The sequence below is a fragment of the Claveliimonas bilis genome, from assembly GCF_020892095.1.
Taxonomy (GTDB): Bacteria; Bacillota; Clostridia; order Lachnospirales; family Lachnospiraceae; genus Claveliimonas; species Claveliimonas bilis.
Genome location: NZ_AP024845.1, coordinates 752827 through 772157, shown reverse-complemented (window position 1 = coordinate 772157; position 19331 = coordinate 752827). Strand labels below are relative to the sequence as shown.

The 19331-nt window shown below is 45.4% G+C and carries 22 protein-coding genes; 19 read left to right on the top strand and 3 right to left on the bottom strand.

Going from position 1 to position 19331, the window contains the following annotated elements; translation table 11 throughout:
* Positions 1 to 50 precede the first annotated feature (50 nt).
* The 7 genes from EUBC25_RS03850 (at position 51) to EUBC25_RS03820 (ending at position 5064) form a co-directional block, all read left to right on the top strand.
* On the top strand, positions 51 to 827 hold the full coding sequence (locus EUBC25_RS03850) for an ABC transporter ATP-binding protein (protein ID WP_230106900.1): 777 nt from the start codon (positions 51 to 53) through the stop codon (positions 825 to 827).
* Entirely contained in the window at positions 828 to 2045 is a 1218-nt protein-coding gene (locus tag EUBC25_RS03845) for an ABC transporter permease (RefSeq protein ID WP_230106899.1), read from the top strand.
* A 45-nt stretch (positions 2046 to 2090) separates the two neighbouring features.
* The gene (locus tag EUBC25_RS03840; protein ID WP_230106898.1) at positions 2091 to 2345 is read left to right on the top strand and encodes a PRC-barrel domain-containing protein; all 255 of its coding nucleotides are present in this window, start codon (positions 2091 to 2093) and stop codon (positions 2343 to 2345) included.
* A gap of 69 nt (positions 2346 to 2414) precedes the next feature.
* Entirely contained in the window at positions 2415 to 2876 is a 462-nt protein-coding gene (nrdR, locus tag EUBC25_RS03835; protein ID WP_230106897.1) for a transcriptional regulator NrdR, read from the top strand.
* Between the two features lie 114 nt (positions 2877 to 2990).
* A complete protein-coding gene (gene truA / locus EUBC25_RS03830) occupies positions 2991 to 3725 on the top strand; it encodes a tRNA pseudouridine(38-40) synthase TruA (protein ID WP_230106896.1) in 735 nt (244 codons plus the stop codon).
* A 44-nt stretch (positions 3726 to 3769) separates the two neighbouring features.
* Positions 3770 to 4522: an exodeoxyribonuclease III gene (gene xth / locus EUBC25_RS03825; protein ID WP_230106895.1), complete on the top strand. Its 753-nt coding sequence runs from the start codon at positions 3770 to 3772 to the stop codon at positions 4520 to 4522.
* A gap of 2 nt (positions 4523 to 4524) precedes the next feature.
* Positions 4525 to 5064, top strand: a complete 540-nt coding sequence (locus EUBC25_RS03820) for an isochorismatase family protein (protein ID WP_230106894.1) — start codon at positions 4525 to 4527, stop codon at positions 5062 to 5064.
* Positions 5065 to 5089: 25 nt separating this feature from the next.
* Here the strand turns inward: EUBC25_RS03820 and ymfI are convergent, their stop codons facing one another.
* Positions 5090 to 5842 carry an elongation factor P 5-aminopentanone reductase gene (ymfI, locus tag EUBC25_RS03815; protein WP_230106893.1) on the bottom strand — a complete coding sequence of 251 codons (753 nt, stop codon included), beginning with the start codon at positions 5840 to 5842 and terminating at the stop codon, positions 5090 to 5092.
* Between the two features lie 188 nt (positions 5843 to 6030).
* Between ymfI and EUBC25_RS03810 the strand changes: the two genes are divergently transcribed.
* Complete coding sequence (locus tag EUBC25_RS03810) at positions 6031 to 6567, top strand: HD domain-containing protein (RefSeq protein WP_230107544.1); 537 nt, start codon at positions 6031 to 6033, stop codon at positions 6565 to 6567.
* A gap of 107 nt (positions 6568 to 6674) precedes the next feature.
* Positions 6675 to 7841: an MFS transporter gene (locus tag EUBC25_RS03805; RefSeq protein ID WP_230106892.1), complete on the top strand. Its 1167-nt coding sequence runs from the start codon at positions 6675 to 6677 to the stop codon at positions 7839 to 7841.
* 96 nt (positions 7842 to 7937) lie between these two features.
* Here the strand turns inward: EUBC25_RS03805 and EUBC25_RS03800 are convergent, their stop codons facing one another.
* Positions 7938 to 8726: a DeoR/GlpR family DNA-binding transcription regulator gene (locus EUBC25_RS03800; protein ID WP_230106891.1), complete on the bottom strand. Its 789-nt coding sequence runs from the start codon at positions 8724 to 8726 to the stop codon at positions 7938 to 7940.
* 276 nt (positions 8727 to 9002) lie between these two features.
* On the opposite strand from EUBC25_RS03800, the gene EUBC25_RS03795 reads away from it, so the two are divergent.
* The 8 genes from EUBC25_RS03795 to EUBC25_RS03760 all read left to right on the top strand — a co-directional run bounded on the left by EUBC25_RS03795 (position 9003) and on the right by EUBC25_RS03760 (position 17193).
* Complete coding sequence (locus EUBC25_RS03795; RefSeq protein ID WP_230106890.1) at positions 9003 to 9680, top strand: hypothetical protein; 678 nt, start codon at positions 9003 to 9005, stop codon at positions 9678 to 9680.
* A 44-nt stretch (positions 9681 to 9724) separates the two neighbouring features.
* Positions 9725 to 10642, top strand: coding sequence for a dihydrodipicolinate synthase family protein (locus tag EUBC25_RS03790; protein WP_230106889.1), 918 nt, complete (start codon positions 9725 to 9727; stop codon positions 10640 to 10642).
* A 17-nt stretch (positions 10643 to 10659) separates the two neighbouring features.
* Positions 10660 to 11739 (top strand): NAD(P)/FAD-dependent oxidoreductase, encoded by a 1080-nt coding sequence (locus EUBC25_RS03785; RefSeq protein ID WP_230106888.1) that lies wholly within the window; start codon positions 10660 to 10662, stop codon positions 11737 to 11739.
* 22 nt (positions 11740 to 11761) lie between these two features.
* A complete protein-coding gene (locus tag EUBC25_RS03780; protein ID WP_230106887.1) occupies positions 11762 to 12079 on the top strand; it encodes a (2Fe-2S)-binding protein in 318 nt (105 codons plus the stop codon).
* Positions 12079 to 13209: an NAD(P)/FAD-dependent oxidoreductase gene (locus EUBC25_RS03775; RefSeq protein ID WP_230106886.1), complete on the top strand. Its 1131-nt coding sequence runs from the start codon at positions 12079 to 12081 to the stop codon at positions 13207 to 13209. The genes EUBC25_RS03780 and EUBC25_RS03775 overlap by 1 nt, the downstream gene beginning before the upstream one ends.
* Positions 13199 to 14044: a (2Fe-2S)-binding protein gene (locus EUBC25_RS03770; RefSeq protein ID WP_230106885.1), complete on the top strand. Its 846-nt coding sequence runs from the start codon at positions 13199 to 13201 to the stop codon at positions 14042 to 14044. Before EUBC25_RS03775 ends, EUBC25_RS03770 begins: the two co-directional genes overlap by 11 nt.
* A gap of 18 nt (positions 14045 to 14062) precedes the next feature.
* Complete coding sequence (locus tag EUBC25_RS03765) at positions 14063 to 15559, top strand: alanine/glycine:cation symporter family protein (RefSeq protein ID WP_230106884.1); 1497 nt, start codon at positions 14063 to 14065, stop codon at positions 15557 to 15559.
* A 122-nt stretch (positions 15560 to 15681) separates the two neighbouring features.
* Complete coding sequence (locus EUBC25_RS03760) at positions 15682 to 17193, top strand: xylulokinase (protein WP_230106883.1); 1512 nt, start codon at positions 15682 to 15684, stop codon at positions 17191 to 17193.
* On the opposite strand, the gene EUBC25_RS03755 is transcribed toward EUBC25_RS03760, so the two are convergent.
* Positions 17162 to 17650, bottom strand: coding sequence for a GNAT family N-acetyltransferase (locus tag EUBC25_RS03755; protein ID WP_230106882.1), 489 nt, complete (start codon positions 17648 to 17650; stop codon positions 17162 to 17164). The genes EUBC25_RS03760 and EUBC25_RS03755 overlap by 32 nt on opposite strands.
* A 183-nt stretch (positions 17651 to 17833) precedes the next feature.
* Between EUBC25_RS03755 and moaA the strand changes: the two genes are divergently transcribed.
* Positions 17834 to 18850, top strand: a complete 1017-nt coding sequence (gene moaA, locus EUBC25_RS03750; protein ID WP_230106881.1) for a GTP 3',8-cyclase MoaA — start codon at positions 17834 to 17836, stop codon at positions 18848 to 18850.
* 6 nt (positions 18851 to 18856) lie between these two features.
* Positions 18857 to 19315, top strand: a complete 459-nt coding sequence (locus tag EUBC25_RS03745) for an MOSC domain-containing protein (protein ID WP_230106880.1) — start codon at positions 18857 to 18859, stop codon at positions 19313 to 19315.
* Positions 19316 to 19331 lie beyond the last annotated feature (16 nt).

Genomic DNA, 19331 nt, shown 5'->3' with positions numbered 1-19331 from the left:
GGTATATACTTGTATTAAGTCAGTGACACAATAGAGGGAGGAGAGCAGACATGGTTGAGATTAAGAATCTGACAAAAATTTATAAGCTGAACAAGAAACAGATGGCGGAATCTCATACAAAAGATCCGTATAAAAGAGCGGTGGACGGTTTAAGTCTCACTGCAAAGCCGGGAGAAATATATGGTCTCCTGGGTCCGAATGGGGCAGGGAAAACGACAACCCTGCGTTGTATTTCAACGATCATTAAACCCACAGAGGGGCAGATTTATGTAGATGGGCATGAGGTTCAGGAGGAGCCGGAGGAGGTACAGAGGCGTATCGGTTTCCTGACAAGTGATATTAAACTGGACGAGCAGTTTGACCCGGATTATATGTTCCGGTTTTTCGGAAGACTCCATAAGGTGCCGGAAGACATGCTGGAAAAGAGAAGACAGGAACTTTTCTCTTATTTTGGAATTGAAGAGTTTGCTCATAAGAGGATCAAAGAGCTGTCCACCGGTATGAAACAGAAAGCTGCCATTGCAGTAAGTCTGGTACATGATCCGGATATCGTTATTTTTGACGAGCCTACAAACGGTCTTGATATTGTGACTGCCAGAGGCGTGACAGATTATCTGAAGAAATTGAAGGAAGAAGGAAAATTAGTGATCATTTCTACGCATATTATGTCAGAAGCAGAAAAGCTTTGTGACCGCATCGGCATGATCATTGATGGAAAGAAAGAAGCGGAGGGGACGCTTCATGAACTCCTTTCCTGCACGGGAGCCCATGATCTTGAAGACGCGTTCTTTCAATTGTATACAGCAGCAGGGAAGGGGGAGATGTAGATGAACGGCATAAAACAGATTTTCGGAAAAGAGATGGCGAGAATTTTTAAAGACCGGAAAATGGTATTTTCTGTCTTTCTGCTGCCGGTTCTTATCATGGTAGTGATTCTTACGATCATCAGTAATCTTGCAGAGAATATGGAAGAGGATCTGGAAGAACATCAGGAAATTGTCTATATTCAGAATCAGCCGGAAACTTTTCAGGCGTTTTTAGAGTCAGGCGAGTATGATTACGATCTGAAAGAGGTGAAAAATGACGGACAAAGAAAGCAGGCAGAAGATGAAATCCTGCAGGGAACGGCCGATCTAATTATTGAATTTCCGGAAAATTTTGATTCGGCGATCAGTCAGTACGAGTCGGGAGATGAGATTCCACAGATCAAGACTTACTATAATCCATCAGAAGATTATTCCGCACAGGCTTACCAGGAGATTTCAGGAGGAACTCTGGAAGCTTACCGTCAGGTGCTTCTGGCAGGAAGAATGGGAAATGCGGAGGCAACTATAGTATTCACCGTAAATTCAGACAATGACAGGATGGAAATACAGGATGAGGATAAAGCAAGCGGAAAAGCCCTTGGGCTGATGCTTCCTTACTTTATTACAATACTTCTGTTTGCAGGAGCTATGGGAATCGGTGCAGATATGATTGCCGGTGAAAAAGAGCGGGGAACTATGGCGAGCCTTTTGGTCGCTCCTATCAAGCGGACTTCTATTGTACTTGGAAAAGTATTTGCCCTTATGGTAATATCGGGGATTTCTTCCCTGATCTATGTAGCAGTAATGGTTATCTGCATGCCGCTGATGATGAGATCCATGACAGGAACAAGCGGCGGAAGCCTGAATCTGCAGATGGATGTGGAACAGACGGTTATGCTGGCTCTTCTCCTTGTTGCAATCGCATTTTTATATGCAGCTATTGTAGCGCTTATTTCCGTATTTGCGAAGACAACAAAAGAGGCAACCAGCTATATTACGCCGGTTTATATGCTTGTCCTTGTAATCGGACTTCTCACTATGTTCCAGACCGGAACGCCGGATCCTTCCAGGTATTACATTCCGATCTACAACAGTGCACTGGCGCTGCAGGGGATCCTGGCAAAAGACATTACGGTGATGCAGTATATAGTAACGCTGGCGGAAACACTGGTTGTAGGAGGAGTACTTACAGCTTGTATTGCCCGTGCCTTTAAAAGTGAAAAAGTGATGGCGCCTTAACACCTATTTGCCTTTTTTGCATAAAATAGCAGAAGAGGTGATAAAATGCGGCTTTGCGACTTTCAGCAAAAAGAAGTGATCAATGCATGCGACTGCAGAAAGTTAGGGTATGTGGCGGATCTTGTCTTTGATGAATGCAGCGGATGTATAGAATCCATTATTGTCCCCAAAGGGGGGAAATTGTGCGGATGGTTTGGAGACGGCGGGGAATATGTAATTCCGTTTTGCTGCATCCAGAAAATCGGTCCGGATATTATTCTGGTAGAAGTACATGAAGAAAAACACCACAGACAAAAGTAAAAAAATTGACAATTTCTATTCGGGGGTTATATACTGGAGATATAATCAGAAGAAAGGACGTAAGCCAAGATGAAATGCCCATATTGCAGCCATCCGGATACCAGAGTGATCGATTCCAGACCGGCGGAGGACGGAAATTCCATTCGCAGAAGACGTTCCTGCGACGTCTGCGGAAAACGGTTCACTACATATGAAAAAGTTGAAACGATCCCTCTGATCATCATTAAGAAGGATAATAACAGAGAGCAGTATAACCGCGGGAAAATAGAATCAGGAGTACTTCGTGCCTGCTATAAACGGCCGGTTTCGGCAGAAGAGATACAGAAATGTATCGATCACATTGAAACAGAAATTTTCAGCCTTGAGGAAAAAGAAATTCCCAGCAGCACGATTGGAGAGATCGTAATGGATGAGCTGAAAAAACTGGATGAAGTGGCCTATGTCAGATTCGCTTCCGTATATCGTGAATTTAAAGATGTCAACACATTCATGGATGAAATAAAGAAAATTCTGGATCGGGGAAATGCTTAAGAAATGAATTGCGTATCCCCGGGGAAAGTGATAAGATAAAAGAAGAAGCATGAAATGGCTTCTTCTTTTGTTATAAAAATTTCAATGGAAATTCAGATAGATTGGGTGAGTGATATGAGAAACTATAAGCTGACGATTGCCTATGACGGCAGCCGTTACCAGGGATGGCAGCGGCAGGCGACCACAGACAATACGATCCAGTATATCATAGAGTGGAGCCTTGGAAAAATTGTGGGATACCGGGTTCAGGTGGACGGATCCGGGAGGACAGACAGCGGCGTACACGCCAGAGGACAGGTGGCCAGTGTAAAGTTGTCAGGACTCTACGATCCGGAAGAATTGAAGGAATCTCTGAATCGCTATCTGCCGGAAGATATCCGTATCTTGAAAGTAGAGCTGGTGAAAAACAATTTCCACGCCCGAAAAAGCGCAAAGGGAAAAAAGTATGAATACTATATTGACTGCAGGGAGAAGCCGGATGTATTTTCCCGCAGATATTGTTATCATTATCCCGAAAAACTGGATATAGAGGCAATGAGAGATGCGACAAAATATCTGATCGGTGTCAAGAATTTTGTCAGTTTTACAGATAATAAAGATACAAATGATACCGTACGTAAAATTTATAATATCAAGATTGTACGTTCCGGAGAAAAGGTGCGGATTACCTACTATGGTTCGGGATTTTTGTATCATATGGTGCGGATCCTGACAGGAACGCTGCTGGAAGTGGGGACAGGCAGGAGAGATGCATCCAAGCTTCCGGTAGTGATCGCAGCGGAGGACAGAAGTCTTGCCGGATTCCTTGCTCCGGCCAGGGGATTGTTTTTAAGAAAAGTATATTATTAACTGCCGCCTGCCACAGGCAGATACGACAGAAGGGAGAACAAAAGATGAAATTTGTTTCATGGAATGTAAATGGGATCCGCGCGTGTGTGCAGAAAGGCTTCATGGATTTTTTTAAAGAAGCGGACGCAGATATTTTCTGTATACAGGAGACAAAAATGCAGGAGGGACAGCTTGTCCTTGAAACACCGGGATATCACCAGTATTGGAACTATGCGGTGAAGAAGGGGTATTCCGGCACAGCGGTATTTACCAGGGAGGAACCCATTTCTGTATCCTATGGAATCGGAATAGAAGAACACGATCAGGAAGGCCGGGTAATCACTCTGGAGTTTCCTGACTACTATTTTATTACGGTATATACTCCCAATTCACAGAATGAGCTGGCCAGGCTGCCGTATCGGATGCATTGGGAAGAAGATTTCCTGGCTTATCTGAAGAAGCTGGAAGAGAAAAAGCCGGTTGTTTTCTGTGGAGATCTGAATGTGGCTCATAAGGAGATCGATCTGAAAAATCCTAAGACAAACCGAAAGAATGCAGGTTTTACTGACGAGGAGAGAGGGAAATTTTCCACACTTCTGAATGCAGGATTTATTGATACATTCCGTTATTTCTATCCGGATAAGGAGGGAATTTATTCCTGGTGGTCCTACCGGTTTAAAGCAAGAGAGAAGAATGCAGGGTGGCGCATTGACTATTTCTGTGTGTCTGCTTGTCTGGAAAACCGTTTGAAAAGTGCGGAAATATTGACGGATATCATGGGCTCGGATCACTGCCCAGTTGTATTGGAGATGGAGTAGATATGAAAATAGAACGCGAACATACAGCAGCAATTGTAATTGATTACCAGGAAAAACTGGTTCCGGCAATGTCGGGAAAAGAAGGTCTCATCGAAAATTCATCGATCCTTCTTGCAGGACTTTGCACTTTGGATGTGCCTGTATTTCTGACCCAGCAGTATACCAGGGGGCTGGGTACGACTGTAAAGGAGATTAGGGAAGCTGCCCGTACAGAGGAATTTGTGGAGAAGATCCGCTTCAGCGCTTATGAAGATGTTCTAAAAGAATGTCCGTCCATTCAGGAGAAAAAATATATTGTTCTGTGCGGAATAGAGGCCCATATTTGTGTGCTGCAGACTTTGATCGATCTGCGCGCGCACGGATATATTCCGGTTCTTGTGACAGACTGCATTTCCAGCAGAAAAGATACGGACAAAGAGATGGCGATTCTGCGCGCACAGGAGGAAGGGGCTGTGCTGACAACATATGAGGCTCTGCTTTTTGAGCTTCTTGGCGCTGCAGGTACAGAGGAGAGTAAAAAAATCCAGAGACTGGTAAAATAAAGAGAAGAAAAGGGAGGGTATATCATCAGATATACCCTCCGTCTATTCCTATGATCTGTCCGGTGAGATAATCGGGAGCTTGGGAAAGATCCCAGACAAGCCGGGCGACTTCTTCAGGGCGGCCGAATCTGCCGGAAGGGATATCTTCTTCCAGCGCCTGCCGTTCCCTGGCGTCCAACTGGCTGTTCATGGCAGTATCAATGACGCCGCATGCGACAGCGTTTACCTGAATGTTGCTGGGGGCCAGCTCTTTTGCCAGCGCCCGTGTCAGACCGTGCACTCCTGATTTGGAAGCGGAATAGGCAGCTTCGCAGGAAGCGCCGCTGGTTCCCCACATGGAAGAAATATTGATGATCCGACCCTGTTTTCTTGTTATCATAGGGGGAACGGCACTGCGGCAGCAATAAAATACAGAAGAAAGATTTGTGTTGATAATATCCTGCCACTGCTGATCAGTCATATCCGTGAGAAGCCCGATGTGGGCGATGCCGGCGTTGTTGATGAGAACATCCAGGCAGGGACATATCTGATAAATTGCATCAAAAATCTGCCGCACGTCCTTTGGATTCCCGACATCGCCGGGGAGGATCGTGCAGCTTCCGGGAGTTTCGCTTTGGATCTTCTTTTCTACTTCCTGAAGCTCCAGGAAAGAGCGGCGGCAGTTGAGAAAAATATGCCATCCCATACGGGCAAAAAGAAGGGCGCATGCTCTTCCGATGCCGCGGGAAGCCCCGGTAATCAACACAAAATGTTCGGCAGAAGAAGTGTATGTTTTCATATGACAGCTCCTTTTTGAAAAGATCAGAAGGGCAGCAGAAGGATCTGCTGTCCAATATATAACATAGTAACACATTTTGACGGGAAATTCATCTGATTGCAGGTCATTTATGCGTTGCTATTTATCAGTACAGGTGCTATGATGTAGGCATGTAAAGTGGATTCAGAGGATGAAAAAGAGGTATGAATATGATAGAGCGGGCAATTCAATTTGCGACAAAGGCGCATGAGGGACAGCTAAGGAAAGGCACAAGACGTCCTTATATCGTCCATCCGATTGAAGTGGGAGAAATCGTGGCAGGAATGACGAAGGATGAAGAAATTATCAGCGCTGCAGTGCTGCATGATACCATAGAGGATTGTGAGGGAGTCACGGCAGATGTCCTGGCGTTGGAATTTTCCCCCAGAGTAGCCGGTATGGTGCTGGGGGAGAGCGAAGATAAATCAAAGACATGGATGGAAAGGAAAAGCGCAACCATCCATTCAATCGGACAGGCCCCAAGAGAGGTGCAGATGATCGCTCTGGCAGATAAACTGTCAAATATGAGAGACATTGACAGGGATTACCCTAAAGTCGGGGAAGACCTTTGGAATCGTTTTCGCATGAAAGATAAAAAGATGATCGGCTGGTATTACAAAGGAATAAGAGATGCGCTCCAGTCTGTGTTTGCGGAGGAAGCTGCATTTCAGGAATACTGTGCGTTGATTGAAAAGAATTTTGAGTGATTTTAAGGGAACATGGCAGTGTGCAAAGAAGTGATGCGGTTTAGGCTGCGTCTTTCTTTGCGCATTGATGTGAAAGGCAAGATATGCCGGGAAGGGGGAGTATTTTTTTGAAACAGAACATAGTTACGAGAGACAGGATCCTGATTTTGATTTCGGGATTTTTTTATTTTGCAAGTCCTATGCTTGTGACGCCTCTTATTACAGGATTTTCGGAAAATTTGGGCGCAAGTGCAGCTTTGATGGGAGTGATCGGAGGACTCATGAATATTTGTTCCCTTTTTTGCCGCCCTTTTGTTGGAAATTTTACGGATAAAATCAGTAAATATAAGCTGTCTTTTATTGGTGCAGTATTAATGGCAGCGGCCAGTGTTGGATACGCAGCCGCACAGTCGCCTCTTTTTATTGTGGCAGCCAGAATTGTAAATGGAATAGGTTTTTCCCTTTGCTCTGTCTGTATTTCCACCTGGATGTCCACGCTGCTCCCGAAAGAAAAGATTGGTTCCGGAATGGGAATTTACGGCGCTATGAACGCACTGGCGATGGCGGCGGCCCCGGCTGTGGGTGTCAGTCTGTATGAAAGGATCGGCTACAGGCCGGCGTTTCTGGTAGCAGCCGCATTCAGTATATTGATTGTTGTTGTCATACAGTTTGTTCAGAACAAAGGGGAACCGGTATCTGTATCGAAAGAAGAAAGAGAAAATCAGGAAAAAAGAAGAGTACAGGTTGTGGAAAAGAAGGTGCTCCCTATTGCATTTATTATTATGCTGTTTGCGATACCGTATTGTGCAACCCAGTCTTTTTTGGTGAGCTATGTAAACGCAAGGCAGATTTCGGTTACGGTCAGTTTGTTTTTTTCTGCATATGCAGCGGTACTGCTCCTTCTTCGGGTATTGCGGCGCAGTCTTTTTGACAGCCGTCCGTTTTCCTTTTTTATGATTTTAAGTTCATGCAGCGCCCTGATAGGGATTATCCTGCTGGGCGTGATGAACCGCAATATCACGATGCTCCTGGCAGCGGCTTTTATGGCGGGCGGTTATGGGATGATGTGTTCAGCCTGTCAGTCAAAGGCCATTCTTCTTGCCGGAGAAGGAAAAAGAGGGCTGGCAAACAGTACGTATTATATTGGACTGGATCTGGGAATGTCTCTTGGGCCTATGCTTGGAGGAGTGCTGTATGGAAAAGTGAGCATTCAGATGTTTTATCCGGTGCTTGCCCTGACGGTACCTCTGGGACTTGCCGTTTACCGGATCAATCGCCGAAGTCTTTCTCCATAAAGAAGTTTTGACACAAAATTCATATTTTAAGGATTTAAAAATTCCACCTCGCAGAGTTTGCACTTTGCAAGGTGGAATTTTTTTAGACGACTATAGCTAACCGATGATTACCTTGACATCTGCGTTTTCCAGGGCCTGGACATATTTTTTGTCGATGCCCTCGTCTGTAACTACATAGTCAATATCAGAGATTTTTACCACTTTATCCATATATGGACGGATTTTGAATTTTGTAGAGTCGGCCAGGATGTAACATTGTTTTCCAGAGTGGCAGATGGCACTTTCGGTTCTCGGATCAAAATCTACGGAGGTTATTCCTAGTTCAATATCAATGGAATCCGCACCACTATAGACCTTATCTACTCTGATGTCGCGAAAGAAATTCTCGGCGGTCAGCCCCCGGCAGGCATTGTTACGTTTTAAGATCCACCCGCCGCAAACATACAGGGTGATAGCTTCGTCATATAAAAGTTCGTTTGCTATGGGGATAGAATCTGTTACGACTGTCAGATCTTGTATGCCGTGGAGAAGTGTTGCCATCAGAAAGGTGGTAGTTCCGCTCCCTAGGCAGATATAATCACCGTTCTCGACTGTCGCTGCTGCTGCAGAGGCTATCTTTAACTTTGCTTCCCGGTTGCCGATATTAATAAAATCACGGGGGGCGTTCCTAAGAGAAGTTTCTTCGCCGATCAGGATCGCGCCGCCGTGAGTTCGCTTCAGCATCCCTTTATCCTGCATCTTCTGGAGAAGAAGACGGGCGGTAGATGGGGAAATATTCAGTATATCTATCACATCGCCAATTCTGATGCTGCCCTGATTGTGAAGAAAATTCATGATAATTTCTTCCCGCTCTTCCGGGAAAGGCGAATTATTCTGTGTGTTCATAAAAAATCCTCCCTGTTGTTTTATTCTATTATAAATAATAATCGAAAGAAATACAAGAAACAAGCGAAAACGATTAAAAATAGCGAAAAACAATCAATAAATACATAGAAAACAAAGAATGAATAGTGCATATTTAATAAAAAAGTGAAAAAATAATTGTAATATATGGCAAAAATGATGATAAACAATTAACAATGATTGAAAACAATTAAAAACAATGGTAGTATAGAACCATAAATCAACGATAAACGATTAAAAGTAAAAGGAGAGAAGGATATGTCACCAGAACTGATCATTATGCTGACAAATAATGACATAACTGTCAAAAATGCAGCAGAGATTTTTGAAGGATGCAAGGATCTGCCGGCGAAGAAGTGGGGGTTTAAAGATGTGGGACTTCCCAAAGAGGAGATGATTGCTCTGGCAAAGAAGATGAAGGAAGCAGGGAAAGAGACATTCATAGAAGTAGTTACCTATACGGAAGAAGGGTGTCTGGAGGGCGCAAAGCTTGCTTATGAATGTGGATTTGACCATCTGACCGGGACACTTCCTTTTGATTCTGTATTCCGGTATGCCAAAGAGCATGGGCTGCAGTACTCCCCGTTCTGTGGAAATGTGGGGGGAAGTCCGGTAGAGCTGACCGGTTCCCTGGAAGAAATCGTGCAGTCGGCAAAAGACTGTATTGGGAAAGGAGCGGCAGGAATCGATCTTACTTCTTATCGTTACAGGGATGGAGATCCGGTAGAGCTGACCAAAGCGGTGGTAGATGCCGTGGGCGCGGACAAAGTATGTATTGCGGGCAGCATCGGGAATACGCAGAGGATGGACGCCATGAAAGAAGCAGGGGTCGCGGAATACACCATGGGAGGTGCTCTCTTTAATGGTAACTTTGTGGAGGGCGGAACCTTCCGGGAGAACCTGGAATATGTCTTAAAGTATTTAAACAACCAATAAGGTTGATGAAACGAAAAAATAAAAGAGAAAAGGAGAATAAAAAGATGAGTTTAGAGAAATTTACACATGTATTTCCGGCAATGGTAACACCAATGAATGAGGATGGAAGCTTTAATTATGAAGCGGCTAAAAAGCATGCAGACTGGATGATGGACAATGGAATCGGCGGCATCGGAGTGTTGATGGCAGCAGGCGAGTATCAGAGCGTGACACTGGAAGAGCATAAAGAATATGTAAATGAAATGGTTCCTTACATTAAGAACAGAGGAGCGTCAGTGATCGTGGGCTGTTCCAGAGAAAGGGTAGAGGATGCCTGTGAACTGATGAACAATGCTTACAAAGCGGGAGCAGACGCCGCTATGGTATTGCCTTCCTTCTATTATAATCAGTCTCAGGAAGAGATCATTGATCACTATACTTATTTGAATGATCATTCAGATCTGGATATTATGGTTTATAATAATCCGAATGTAACATCAGGGATCACGAGAGAGACGATGAAGGAGCTGTATAAGCTGCCCCATGTAAAGATTGTGAAAGATGCTTCTATGGTGATCGATGTAATGACAGACTTTATTTTTGAGGCGGAAGAGGCAAAAGAGGAGAAAGCGGTCCTTTGCGGATGTGATTACCTCCTCTATCCTTCCTATGCTACCGGAGCTATCGGTTGGATCAGTATGACAGCGAACATTTTGCCAAAACTGTCGGCGGATTTCCACAATGCAATGATTGTTGAGAAAGACTATCAGAAAGGCTTAGAAATCTATAAGCAGCTCTATCCGGTAGTCAATATGACGGAGCGGTTCCCAAAGCCGACACAGGCAGTAAAGTATATCCTTCAGGAAGTATACGGATTTGAAGAAGGTATCTGCCGTCGTCCTCGAAGGGAGATCAGTGAGGATGAGAAAAAATTGGTTCTTGAGTGGAGTAATATTCGGGAATTGTCTAAGACAAATAAATAAGCAGGGAGGAATCGCTTGTGAAACAAACAGAGTATTTGATCATTGGCGCCGGTATTGTCGGATGTAGCGCTGCCTATCTTCTGACAAAGCAGGGAAAAAAAGTTGTAGTTGTAGACAAAAATTATCCGTGTAATGAGGCGTCTGGAGTGAACGCCGGTGGAATGGAACTTCTACAGCAGCCGCCCAGATCCCTCCCGTTACATATTCTGGCGGCACAGTTGTGGGATCAGTTCCAGAATCAGGATGGTATTGATGTGGGATACCATCGGACTGGAGGACTATACTGCATCCTGCGGGAAGAGGATCTTCACCTCCTAGATGAACAGGAAGAACGTTTTGCGAAAAATAATCTGCCGATAGAAAGACTTACCAAGGAGCAGGTGAAGGAAAAGGTTCCTTATATCTGCGACAATGTGATCGCCGCTAATTTCAGTCCCATGTCCGGGTACTCTAATCCGCTGAAGGCAGGAGTGGCAATTCTCATGAAAGCAAGAGAATTGGGATGTGAATTTTACGATCATCAGTTTATCAAAAAGATTGAACCGGACGGGGAAGGATATGTGGCTTACGCAGAAGGTGAGGAATATCACGCAAAAAAGGTTCTGGTTGCTTGTGGGATTCGTTCCAATTGGCTGCTTAATGATCTGGGAGTCCATATTGATTTTGAAGAGAAGCATAATATGATTACAGTTACAGAGAAAGCACCGCATTTTATCGATTATACGATTACCACACCGACCCTGACAATGAAACAGACGGCGGAAGGGTCTATCCTGTTAGGCGGAGGCCGGGAAGGCTACGGTGATCTGGATCATAATGACAGAAAAAAGGATGTTTCTATCGATGGTCTTTGTTTCAACGTGCGGGAAGCACAGGATATTATTCCTTCAATCAAAAAACTGAATATCCTGCGAAGCTGGTCCGGGTTCGAAGGATTTACGCCGGAACGGCTTCCCTATATCGGAGAAGTGGAGAAATATCCGGGAGTTTATTACGCCGTCACAGGTTTTTGCGGCTATTGTATCGGACCTGGTGTTGCAGCGCATGCAATCCGATGCATGAATGGAGAAGACTATTTTAAGGTAAAGGAATCATAATTGAGTTAAGGGAGGATGGAACATGTCCAGAATAGAAAATCATATGATCCTTGGAGAGCTTGGAGAGAAAAAAGAAGTTACCATTACTGTTGATGGGAAGAAGATCCAGGCTGTAGAGGGTGAACCAATCCTTTCCGCTCTTCTGGCAAATGGGATCAAAGTGGCCAATATCAGTCCAAAGCATCATGAACCCAGAGGATACTTCTGTGGAATTGGCCGCTGTACGAATTGTGTGATGACGGTAAATGGAGATCCCAACGTCCGTACCTGTATTACTCCGGTAGAAGAAGGGATGGTTGTAGAAACACAGGATGGACTTGGAAAGTGGGAGGAGTCATAATGGGAAAAGAAGTTGAGATTTTGGTGATAGGAGCAGGACCTGCCGGTCTTTCAGCGGCGATCGAAGCGGCGAAATACGGAGCGGATGTGCTTGTAGTAGATGAAAATGACAAACCGGGCGGTCAGCTGTTTAAGCAGATTCATAAGTTTTTCGGATCAAGACGGCATAAAGCGGGCGTCCGGGGGATTGATATCGGAACGGAACTGCTGGAAGAAGTAGAAATGCTTGGGGTAGAGGTTATGCTGAACACAGTAGCCTATGGGATTTACCCGAACGATGAAGGAGTTGCCCTTGCGGTAAACAGTGAGGAGGGGCTGATCGTGCATCCCCAAAAGGTGATTATGGCTACGGGAGCCAGTGAAAATCCTCTGGCCTTTCCTGGATGGACTCTTCCGGGAGTAGTAGGAGCCGGGGCAATACAGACAATGATCAATGTCCACCGGGTACCAGTAGGAGAGAGGGTGCTGATGATCGGTTCGGGAAATGTAGGATTGATCGTTACTTACCAGCTCCTTCAGGCAGGGATAGATGTGGCCGGGATTGTTGAAGCTGCACCACAGGTGGGAGGTTACGGCGTTCATTCGGCAAAAGTCCGAAGAGCCGGAGTTCCTGTATATACAGGGCATACTGTTTTGGAAGCAGTCCCCAATGAAGATATGTCAGGAGTGAAGGGCGCCGTAATTGCCAAGGTAGATGAAAAATTCCAGCCGATAAAGGGAACGGAACAATATATTGCATGTGATACCATAGGAATCGCTGTGGGACTGACTCCGGATATTGCACTTCCGGCGATGGCGGATGTGACATTTGTAAATGGAGGAAGGCTTGGCTCACAGGTACCTATGCATGACCGGAATATGGAAACGACCAGAGAAGGAATCTATGTTGCGGGAGATTCAGCAGGTGTTGAAGAAGCATCTTCGGCGATTGAGGAAGGAAAACTGGCAGGAATCGCGGCGGCAGAGGCGCTTGGAAAGATTGATGCACAGACGGCCCAAAAGGCAAAAGAGCAGGTATGGAATTCTCTGGATCAGCTCAGGACGGGACCCTTTGGAGCGGGACGCCATGATGCAAAAGAAAAGATCATTGAACAGATGGAAGAATGGAAGGTGAACTGCGGTGCTTGCTAAGAATGGATATTTGGATTTGGAAGAAGTTAAGAATATTCCTGGTTATCCGGGAGAGGAAGTCCTTGCAAAGAAAAAATGTGTTGTAGTAGAGTGTGAACAGAATATCCCCTGCAATCCCTGTGAGGCGGCCTGTCCCCATCAGGCGATTACAGTGGGGGAGCCGATCACCAATCTTCCGGTAGTGGATCCGGAAAAATGTATTGGATGCGGACTTTGTGTGGCCAGGTGTCCGGGGCAGGCATGCTTTCTGGTGGATCAGTCGAAGGAAGATTATGATCTGGTTACAATTCCTTACGAATATTATCCGCTCCCCGAGAGGGATCAGGAAGTATACGGGCTAAGCCGGGACGGACGCTTTTTAGTAAAAGCGACAGTAGTACGAGTAGTATGGACAAAGGCAAACGACCGGACGGCAGTGATAGAGATTAAGGTTCCAAAAGGATATGGCATGGAGGTGCGAAACATCTCTACAGATGGAAAAAGGATTGCCAAAGAAACGCCTGATATTGAGGCGGACAATTTCCCGGAATCAGATGACAATAACATGTATGTATGCCGGTGCGAAGAGATCACCAAGGAGGAAGTGATCCGGGCAGTCAGGGCCGGAGCTACCAGCGTAAATGAAGTCAAGCGACTTCTGCGGACAGGAATGGGACTTTGCCAGGGCAGAAACTGTTCCAAGACGATCGAACGTATTATTGCTCAGGAGCTGGGTGTTTCCCCGGCCAAGGTGCCGCAGGCAACCAAGAGGGGGCCGGTACGCCCAGTTAAGCTTACGGCTTATACTTCACTGGATATTGAAGCACAGGAAGAAATGTTTGAGCATGACTGGTAGAGAAAAGGAGGAAAAGGGATGAATGAATTTATCGTAAATTTAAACAATCTTGTTTGGGCGAACCCCATCATTTTTCTGATCTTAGGATCTTCGATATTTTTTACTGTGATTCTGAAAGGAGTCCAGGTGCGTAATATGAAACATCAGATACACCTCCTTTTCACGGCACAGGACTCCGATGCAGGTATTTCTCCTTTTGCTACTTTCTGTACCGTTATCGGATATCGTGTCGGAACGGCCAACGTAGCGGGAGTTGCGGTAGGAATCTTCAGCGGAGGACCGGGAGCGGTTTTTTGGATGATGGTCACCTCTTTGCTCGGAACAGCGATCTCTTATGCGGAGTGTTCACTGGGTCAGGTTTATAAGATCAAGCAGGATGGAGAATATCGGGGAGGTGCATATTATTATGTACAAAGAGGATTGGGATGGAGAGTTCCGGCTGTCATTTATGCGGTTCTGACCCTGATCTGCGTGCCGATCCTGACGGTAGCCCCTCATGCTTTTTCTATTACCAGCGGATTTAAGACCAGCCTGGGGATTTCACAGTATATCACCGGAGCTATTGCGGCCGTACTTCTGTTTGTTATCATTTCGGGCGGTATTCGGCGGATTGCAAAAACAGCGGAACTGATGGTCCCGTTTATGACAATTGGTTTTGCAGTTCTTACAATCGTAGTTATTATTATGAACATTGATGCGGTTCCGTCTACTATTTCTTTGATCCTGCGGAGTGCATTTGGCCAGGATGCAGTATTTGGAGGAATCCTTGGATCAGCAGTACTGTGGGGAGTGAAAAGATCTGTAAACTCCTCCGGAGCCGGAATGGGAGAAGCTGTACCGGCGGCGTCTGCTACAGAGTGCCCGCATCCGGGAGTACAGGGACTTGTCAATTCGTTCTCTGTCTACATTGACCTGTTTGTCTGTCTGTGCAGTGCACTTATTATCATTTTGACGGACTGCTTTAATGTACAGGACAGTGCAGGAAATCTTATTCATGTAAGCGAAGGATCACAGGCTATTGCATCACAGAGTGTTGAACCGGGAATTGCCTGGGCACAGGAAGGACTGAACAGTCTGTTCCCCGGCGGAATTGGAGCAGTAATTCTCGCAATCTTTCTGTTCTTCTTTGCCTTTACGACATTGTTAAATTATTATTATCAGGGTGAAACAGCAATTGCATATCTTTTATATAATAAATCCCAGAAAATACGCCGTAGTGCGATATGGGTACTGCGTATTGTAATGCCTCTGATCTTCTTCTACTTTGCGATCCAGTCTTCTTCTACAAGCTTTTCTTCCGGGGAACTTGGAGTGGGGCTGATGGTATGGTTTAATGTGATCATGCTCCTTATCATGTCACCTACGATTAAAAAAGTACATGATGATTACAGCAGACAGAGAAAAGCAGGTGTAGACAGACCCATATTTAATCCACAGAAACTGGGGATTAAAAATGCAGATGTTTGGATGGAGATTAATAAGGAAGCAATAAAACAGGAGAATGTAAACCAGTAACATGGAACGATCAGAGCGCTGTGAGGACATAAGGTGTTTTCGCAGCGCTTTTGAAAAAACTGCGGGTCGGTCAAAATGAATAACTATTAAGAATATGCGTATGAAAGGAGCAGAAGAAGCACATGAAATATATACTGGGAATTGACATAGGTACAACCGCGATCAAAGCGGCAGTGATAGGGGAGGATGGTAAAGTATATGGGGAAGAAACTTCCGAATACGCACTTACTACGCTGTCTTCCGGGGAGGTAGAAGCTGATCTTCAGTTGTATAAAGATGCATTTGCAGAAGCGATAAAAGGCGCTGTCCGTAAATCAAAGGCAGACAAAAAAGAGATTAAATGCGTCGGTTTTTCTTCGACGGCAGAGACATGTGTCTTTTTAGACGGAGATTATCAGCCTCTATGCAAAGTGATCGCCTGGATGGATACCAGGGGAACAGAAGAAGCAGAGTATTTGTCAGAACATTTTAGTAAAGAGGATATTATCAGTAAAGTTGGGTTTGATAATATTTATGCGATCCATCCCGTCAGCAAGATACTGGCAGTAAAAAACAAATCACCGGAAGTGTTCTCAGATACCAGAATGTTTTTGCAGATCAAAGATTATTTTGTCTATGTCCTTTCAGGGAAATTTATAACGGAACATTCTGTGGCAAGCGACCATGGCTTTTTCGATATCACAAACAGATGCTACTGGCAGGAGATGCTGGATTTCGTCGGGATAAAAAAAGAATATCTTCCGGAAATCGTGGAACCCGGAAAAGAAATTGGAAAAATTACAAAGGAAGCGGCGGAAGAATATGGACTGGATCGGGATACGATGATCAATGTAGGCGCATTCGATCAGGGATGCGGGGCGATCGGAGCAGGAAATATCAGGCCTGGAATCGCTTCGGAAAGCACGGGATCGGCTCTTGTGACAGTTGCCACCATTGATGAGCTGAGCGCCGATTCAAAAGGGGATGTGCCGACTCTGTGCAGCGGCATTCCGGGCAAATACATGTATCAGCCTTACTGCACAGGAGCTATGATTACAAAGTGGTTCAGGGACGCGTTTTGTGAAACGGAGAAAAAGATTGAAAAAGAAACAGGACTGAATGCGTATACACAAATGGATGCACTGGTAAAGGCAACTCCGCCCGGAGCGGAAGGGCTGATCATGCTTCCCTATTTCCAGGGATCCGGGATTCCGGAACTGAATGAGAAAGCAAGCGGCGTATATTATGGAATTAATGCAGGACATACAAGGGGACATTTCATCAGAGCAATCATGGAAGGGCTTGCAATTGCACTGAAAAGAATGCTTGAATGTGAAAAGGCACTTGGGGCGACCATGGATGAGATACGTTCTCTGGGAGGCGGATCCAAATCAGAAGCCTGGTGCCAGATAAAGGCAGATATACTGGGAATCCCGGTTAAGGTTATAAAGAACAGCGCAAGCACTCCGTGTATGGGCTGTGCAATACTTGCCGGGGTGGCGAATGGAATATGGCCATCCATAGAAAGTGCGGTGGAGCAGTTTGTTGAGATTGAAAAAATTTATGTTCCAAATCTGGAAAATGCGGAAATATATGAAGAAACTTACAGAAAATATGTCGAGATCACACAGGCGCTGAATCCGACATTTTGCTGATGAGTTTACAGTCTTTCTCCATAAGATAATTTGTAAGTGAAACGCCCATGCGCATCACCGTCTGCTCCTTTACCACGCGGTAACCGCGTTTTTCAAAAAAAGGACGGGCGGTGATGGAAGCGTGGGTTGTAATAAGGGGTACCTGGACGGCAGATTCCAGAGCATCACAGATAGTGGAGGCAATGCCACGGCGCTGGAAATCTTTGTGGATATACAGTCTGTCCAGGTACCCCTTTTTATCTATGTCTCCGAATCCGATAATGATACCGCCTTCAGCAGCCACAAATGTTTTATGCTCCAAAAGAGAAGTATTCCAGGCTTCGAAAGAAGCAGTGCCGCCTGTCCAGGCATCCAGCTGCTGCGGAGTATAGTCTTTGGCATTTACAGAGTGAACGGTATGATAAAACAATTCTAAAATTTCTTTTAAATCAGAAGGCTGATATTCTCTTAAAATCATGGATCAAATCTCCTTATCAATAAAAACGGTACCGGTGTACACTGACGCTGCTATTATATAGGCTTTGTTTTCTTTCTGCAAGGGAGGAAAGAAAAATGTGCCGGGATTATGGAAAAATGAAAATTATGTGATAGAATGTCGTTAGGCAGGATGACAAATTTTCAGAGGAAGGGAGGATGAAATATGCAGGATCAATATGGCAGAGAGATCAATTATTTGAGGATATCTATTACGGACAGATGCAATCTGCGCTGCCGGTACTGTATGCCGGAAGGAATTAAGACGGTTTCCATGGCTGAAATCCTCACTTATGAAGAAATTATAATGGTTGTTCAGTGTGCGGCCAGGCTGGGAATCCGGCACATTAAAGTGACAGGCGGCGAACCCCTCGTAAGAAAAGGCTGTGCCGGACTTATCAGACGTCTTAAGGAAGTTCCCGGTATTGAGACTGTGACGCTGACAACAAACGGGATCCTTCTTGCCGAACATCTGGAGGCTTTGAAAGAAGCCGGAGTGGACGGAATCAATATCAGCATGGACACAAGGGACAGAGAGCTTTTTCGCATGATCACCGGAGGCGGAGAGATAAAAACGGTGCTTCAGGCGGTGGAGAAAGCGCTGCATATCGGGGTGAAAGTTAAGATAAATGCAGTTTCTTTGGATTGGGAGAAAATGGCGGAAGAAGGCGGATTTCCAAAACCGGATCAGAGCGCCGGATGGATCGGGATGACAAAGCTTGCAAAAGAGATGCCGGTGGATGTACGTTTCATAGAAATGATGCCCATCGGCCTTGGAAAGAGTATCCAGTCCATGAGTCATAAGGAGCTGCTGGAGCAGATGAAGAAACGGTATCCCGATATGGAGGAAAGCCCCAGGGTTCACGGATGCGGCCCGGCCAGATATTATCATATTCCCGGATTTCTTGGAGATATCGGATTTATCAGTGCCATTCACGGGAAGTTTTGCCAGGATTGCAACAGGGTGAGGCTGACGGCACAGGGATATTTGAAAACCTGTCTTTGCTATGAAGACGGAATAGATCTGAAACATATTCTGCGCTCTTTGGATGAGGCGGCGTGCAGGGAAGAAAACATAGAAGAAGCAATCAGAAATGCGGTGTGGGAAAAGGCGTGTGCTCATTGCTTTGAGAAACCGTCAGATATGACAGAAGAAAATCCCATGTCATCAATAGGAGGATAACAGACAATGGAACAATTGAAGGGAACAGTAAAGGCAATCTGTATCAGTACGGTACGCGGCGTGGAAAAAAAGGCAGTCTCATCTGCCCGCTTTATAAAAGATTTTGGAATAGAAGGGGATGCCCATGCAGGAAAGTGGCACCGCCAGGTGAGCCTTTTGTCCTATGACCGGGTAAAAGAGTTTAATCAAAGAGGAGCGGGAGTAGAGGACGGAGCTTTTGGAGAAAATCTTGTAGTAGAAGGGCTGGATTTTGCGGCGCTTCCGGTAGGAACTATGCTCTACTGTGGCCCGGTGGAATTGAAGATCACTCAGATTGGAAAGGAATGCCATTCCCATTGCGCTATTTATCAGAGAATGGGTGAATGTATCATGCCTACCCAGGGAGTGTTTGCAGAAGTGATAAAAGGCGGAGAGCTTCGCCCGGGAGAAGAAATGCAGGCAAAGCTTCCGCAGCAGATCAGTTAAGTTCATTAAGAATACC

Bases quoted from the DNA above. Each gene is read 5' to 3' on its own strand.
- EUBC25_RS03775 (WP_230106886.1), top strand. From the start codon at position 12,079: ATGGGAAAAGAAGTTGAGATTTTGGTGATAGGAGCAGGACCTGCCGGT.
- ymfI (WP_230106893.1), bottom strand. From the start codon at position 5,842: ATGAAAACATACACTTCTTCTGCCGAACATTTTGTGTTGATTACCGGG.
- EUBC25_RS03820 (WP_230106894.1), top strand. From the start codon at position 4,525: ATGAAAATAGAACGCGAACATACAGCAGCAATTGTAATTGATTACCAG.
- EUBC25_RS03800 (WP_230106891.1), bottom strand. From the start codon at position 8,726: ATGAACACACAGAATAATTCGCCTTTCCCGGAAGAGCGGGAAGAAATT.
- EUBC25_RS03745 (WP_230106880.1), top strand. From the start codon at position 18,857: ATGGAACAATTGAAGGGAACAGTAAAGGCAATCTGTATCAGTACGGTA.
- EUBC25_RS03780 (WP_230106887.1), top strand. From the start codon at position 11,762: ATGTCCAGAATAGAAAATCATATGATCCTTGGAGAGCTTGGAGAGAAA.
- moaA (WP_230106881.1), top strand. From the start codon at position 17,834: ATGCAGGATCAATATGGCAGAGAGATCAATTATTTGAGGATATCTATT.
- nrdR (WP_230106897.1), top strand. From the start codon at position 2,415: ATGAAATGCCCATATTGCAGCCATCCGGATACCAGAGTGATCGATTCC.
- EUBC25_RS03765 (WP_230106884.1), top strand. From the start codon at position 14,063: ATGAATGAATTTATCGTAAATTTAAACAATCTTGTTTGGGCGAACCCC.
- EUBC25_RS03760 (WP_230106883.1), top strand. From the start codon at position 15,682: ATGAAATATATACTGGGAATTGACATAGGTACAACCGCGATCAAAGCG.
- EUBC25_RS03850 (WP_230106900.1), top strand. From the start codon at position 51: ATGGTTGAGATTAAGAATCTGACAAAAATTTATAAGCTGAACAAGAAA.
- EUBC25_RS03840 (WP_230106898.1), top strand. From the start codon at position 2,091: ATGCGGCTTTGCGACTTTCAGCAAAAAGAAGTGATCAATGCATGCGAC.
- EUBC25_RS03795 (WP_230106890.1), top strand. From the start codon at position 9,003: ATGTCACCAGAACTGATCATTATGCTGACAAATAATGACATAACTGTC.
- truA (WP_230106896.1), top strand. From the start codon at position 2,991: ATGAGAAACTATAAGCTGACGATTGCCTATGACGGCAGCCGTTACCAG.
- EUBC25_RS03810 (WP_230107544.1), top strand. From the start codon at position 6,031: ATGATAGAGCGGGCAATTCAATTTGCGACAAAGGCGCATGAGGGACAG.
- xth (WP_230106895.1), top strand. From the start codon at position 3,770: ATGAAATTTGTTTCATGGAATGTAAATGGGATCCGCGCGTGTGTGCAG.
- EUBC25_RS03790 (WP_230106889.1), top strand. From the start codon at position 9,725: ATGAGTTTAGAGAAATTTACACATGTATTTCCGGCAATGGTAACACCA.
- EUBC25_RS03845 (WP_230106899.1), top strand. From the start codon at position 828: ATGAACGGCATAAAACAGATTTTCGGAAAAGAGATGGCGAGAATTTTT.
- EUBC25_RS03755 (WP_230106882.1), bottom strand. From the start codon at position 17,650: ATGATTTTAAGAGAATATCAGCCTTCTGATTTAAAAGAAATTTTAGAA.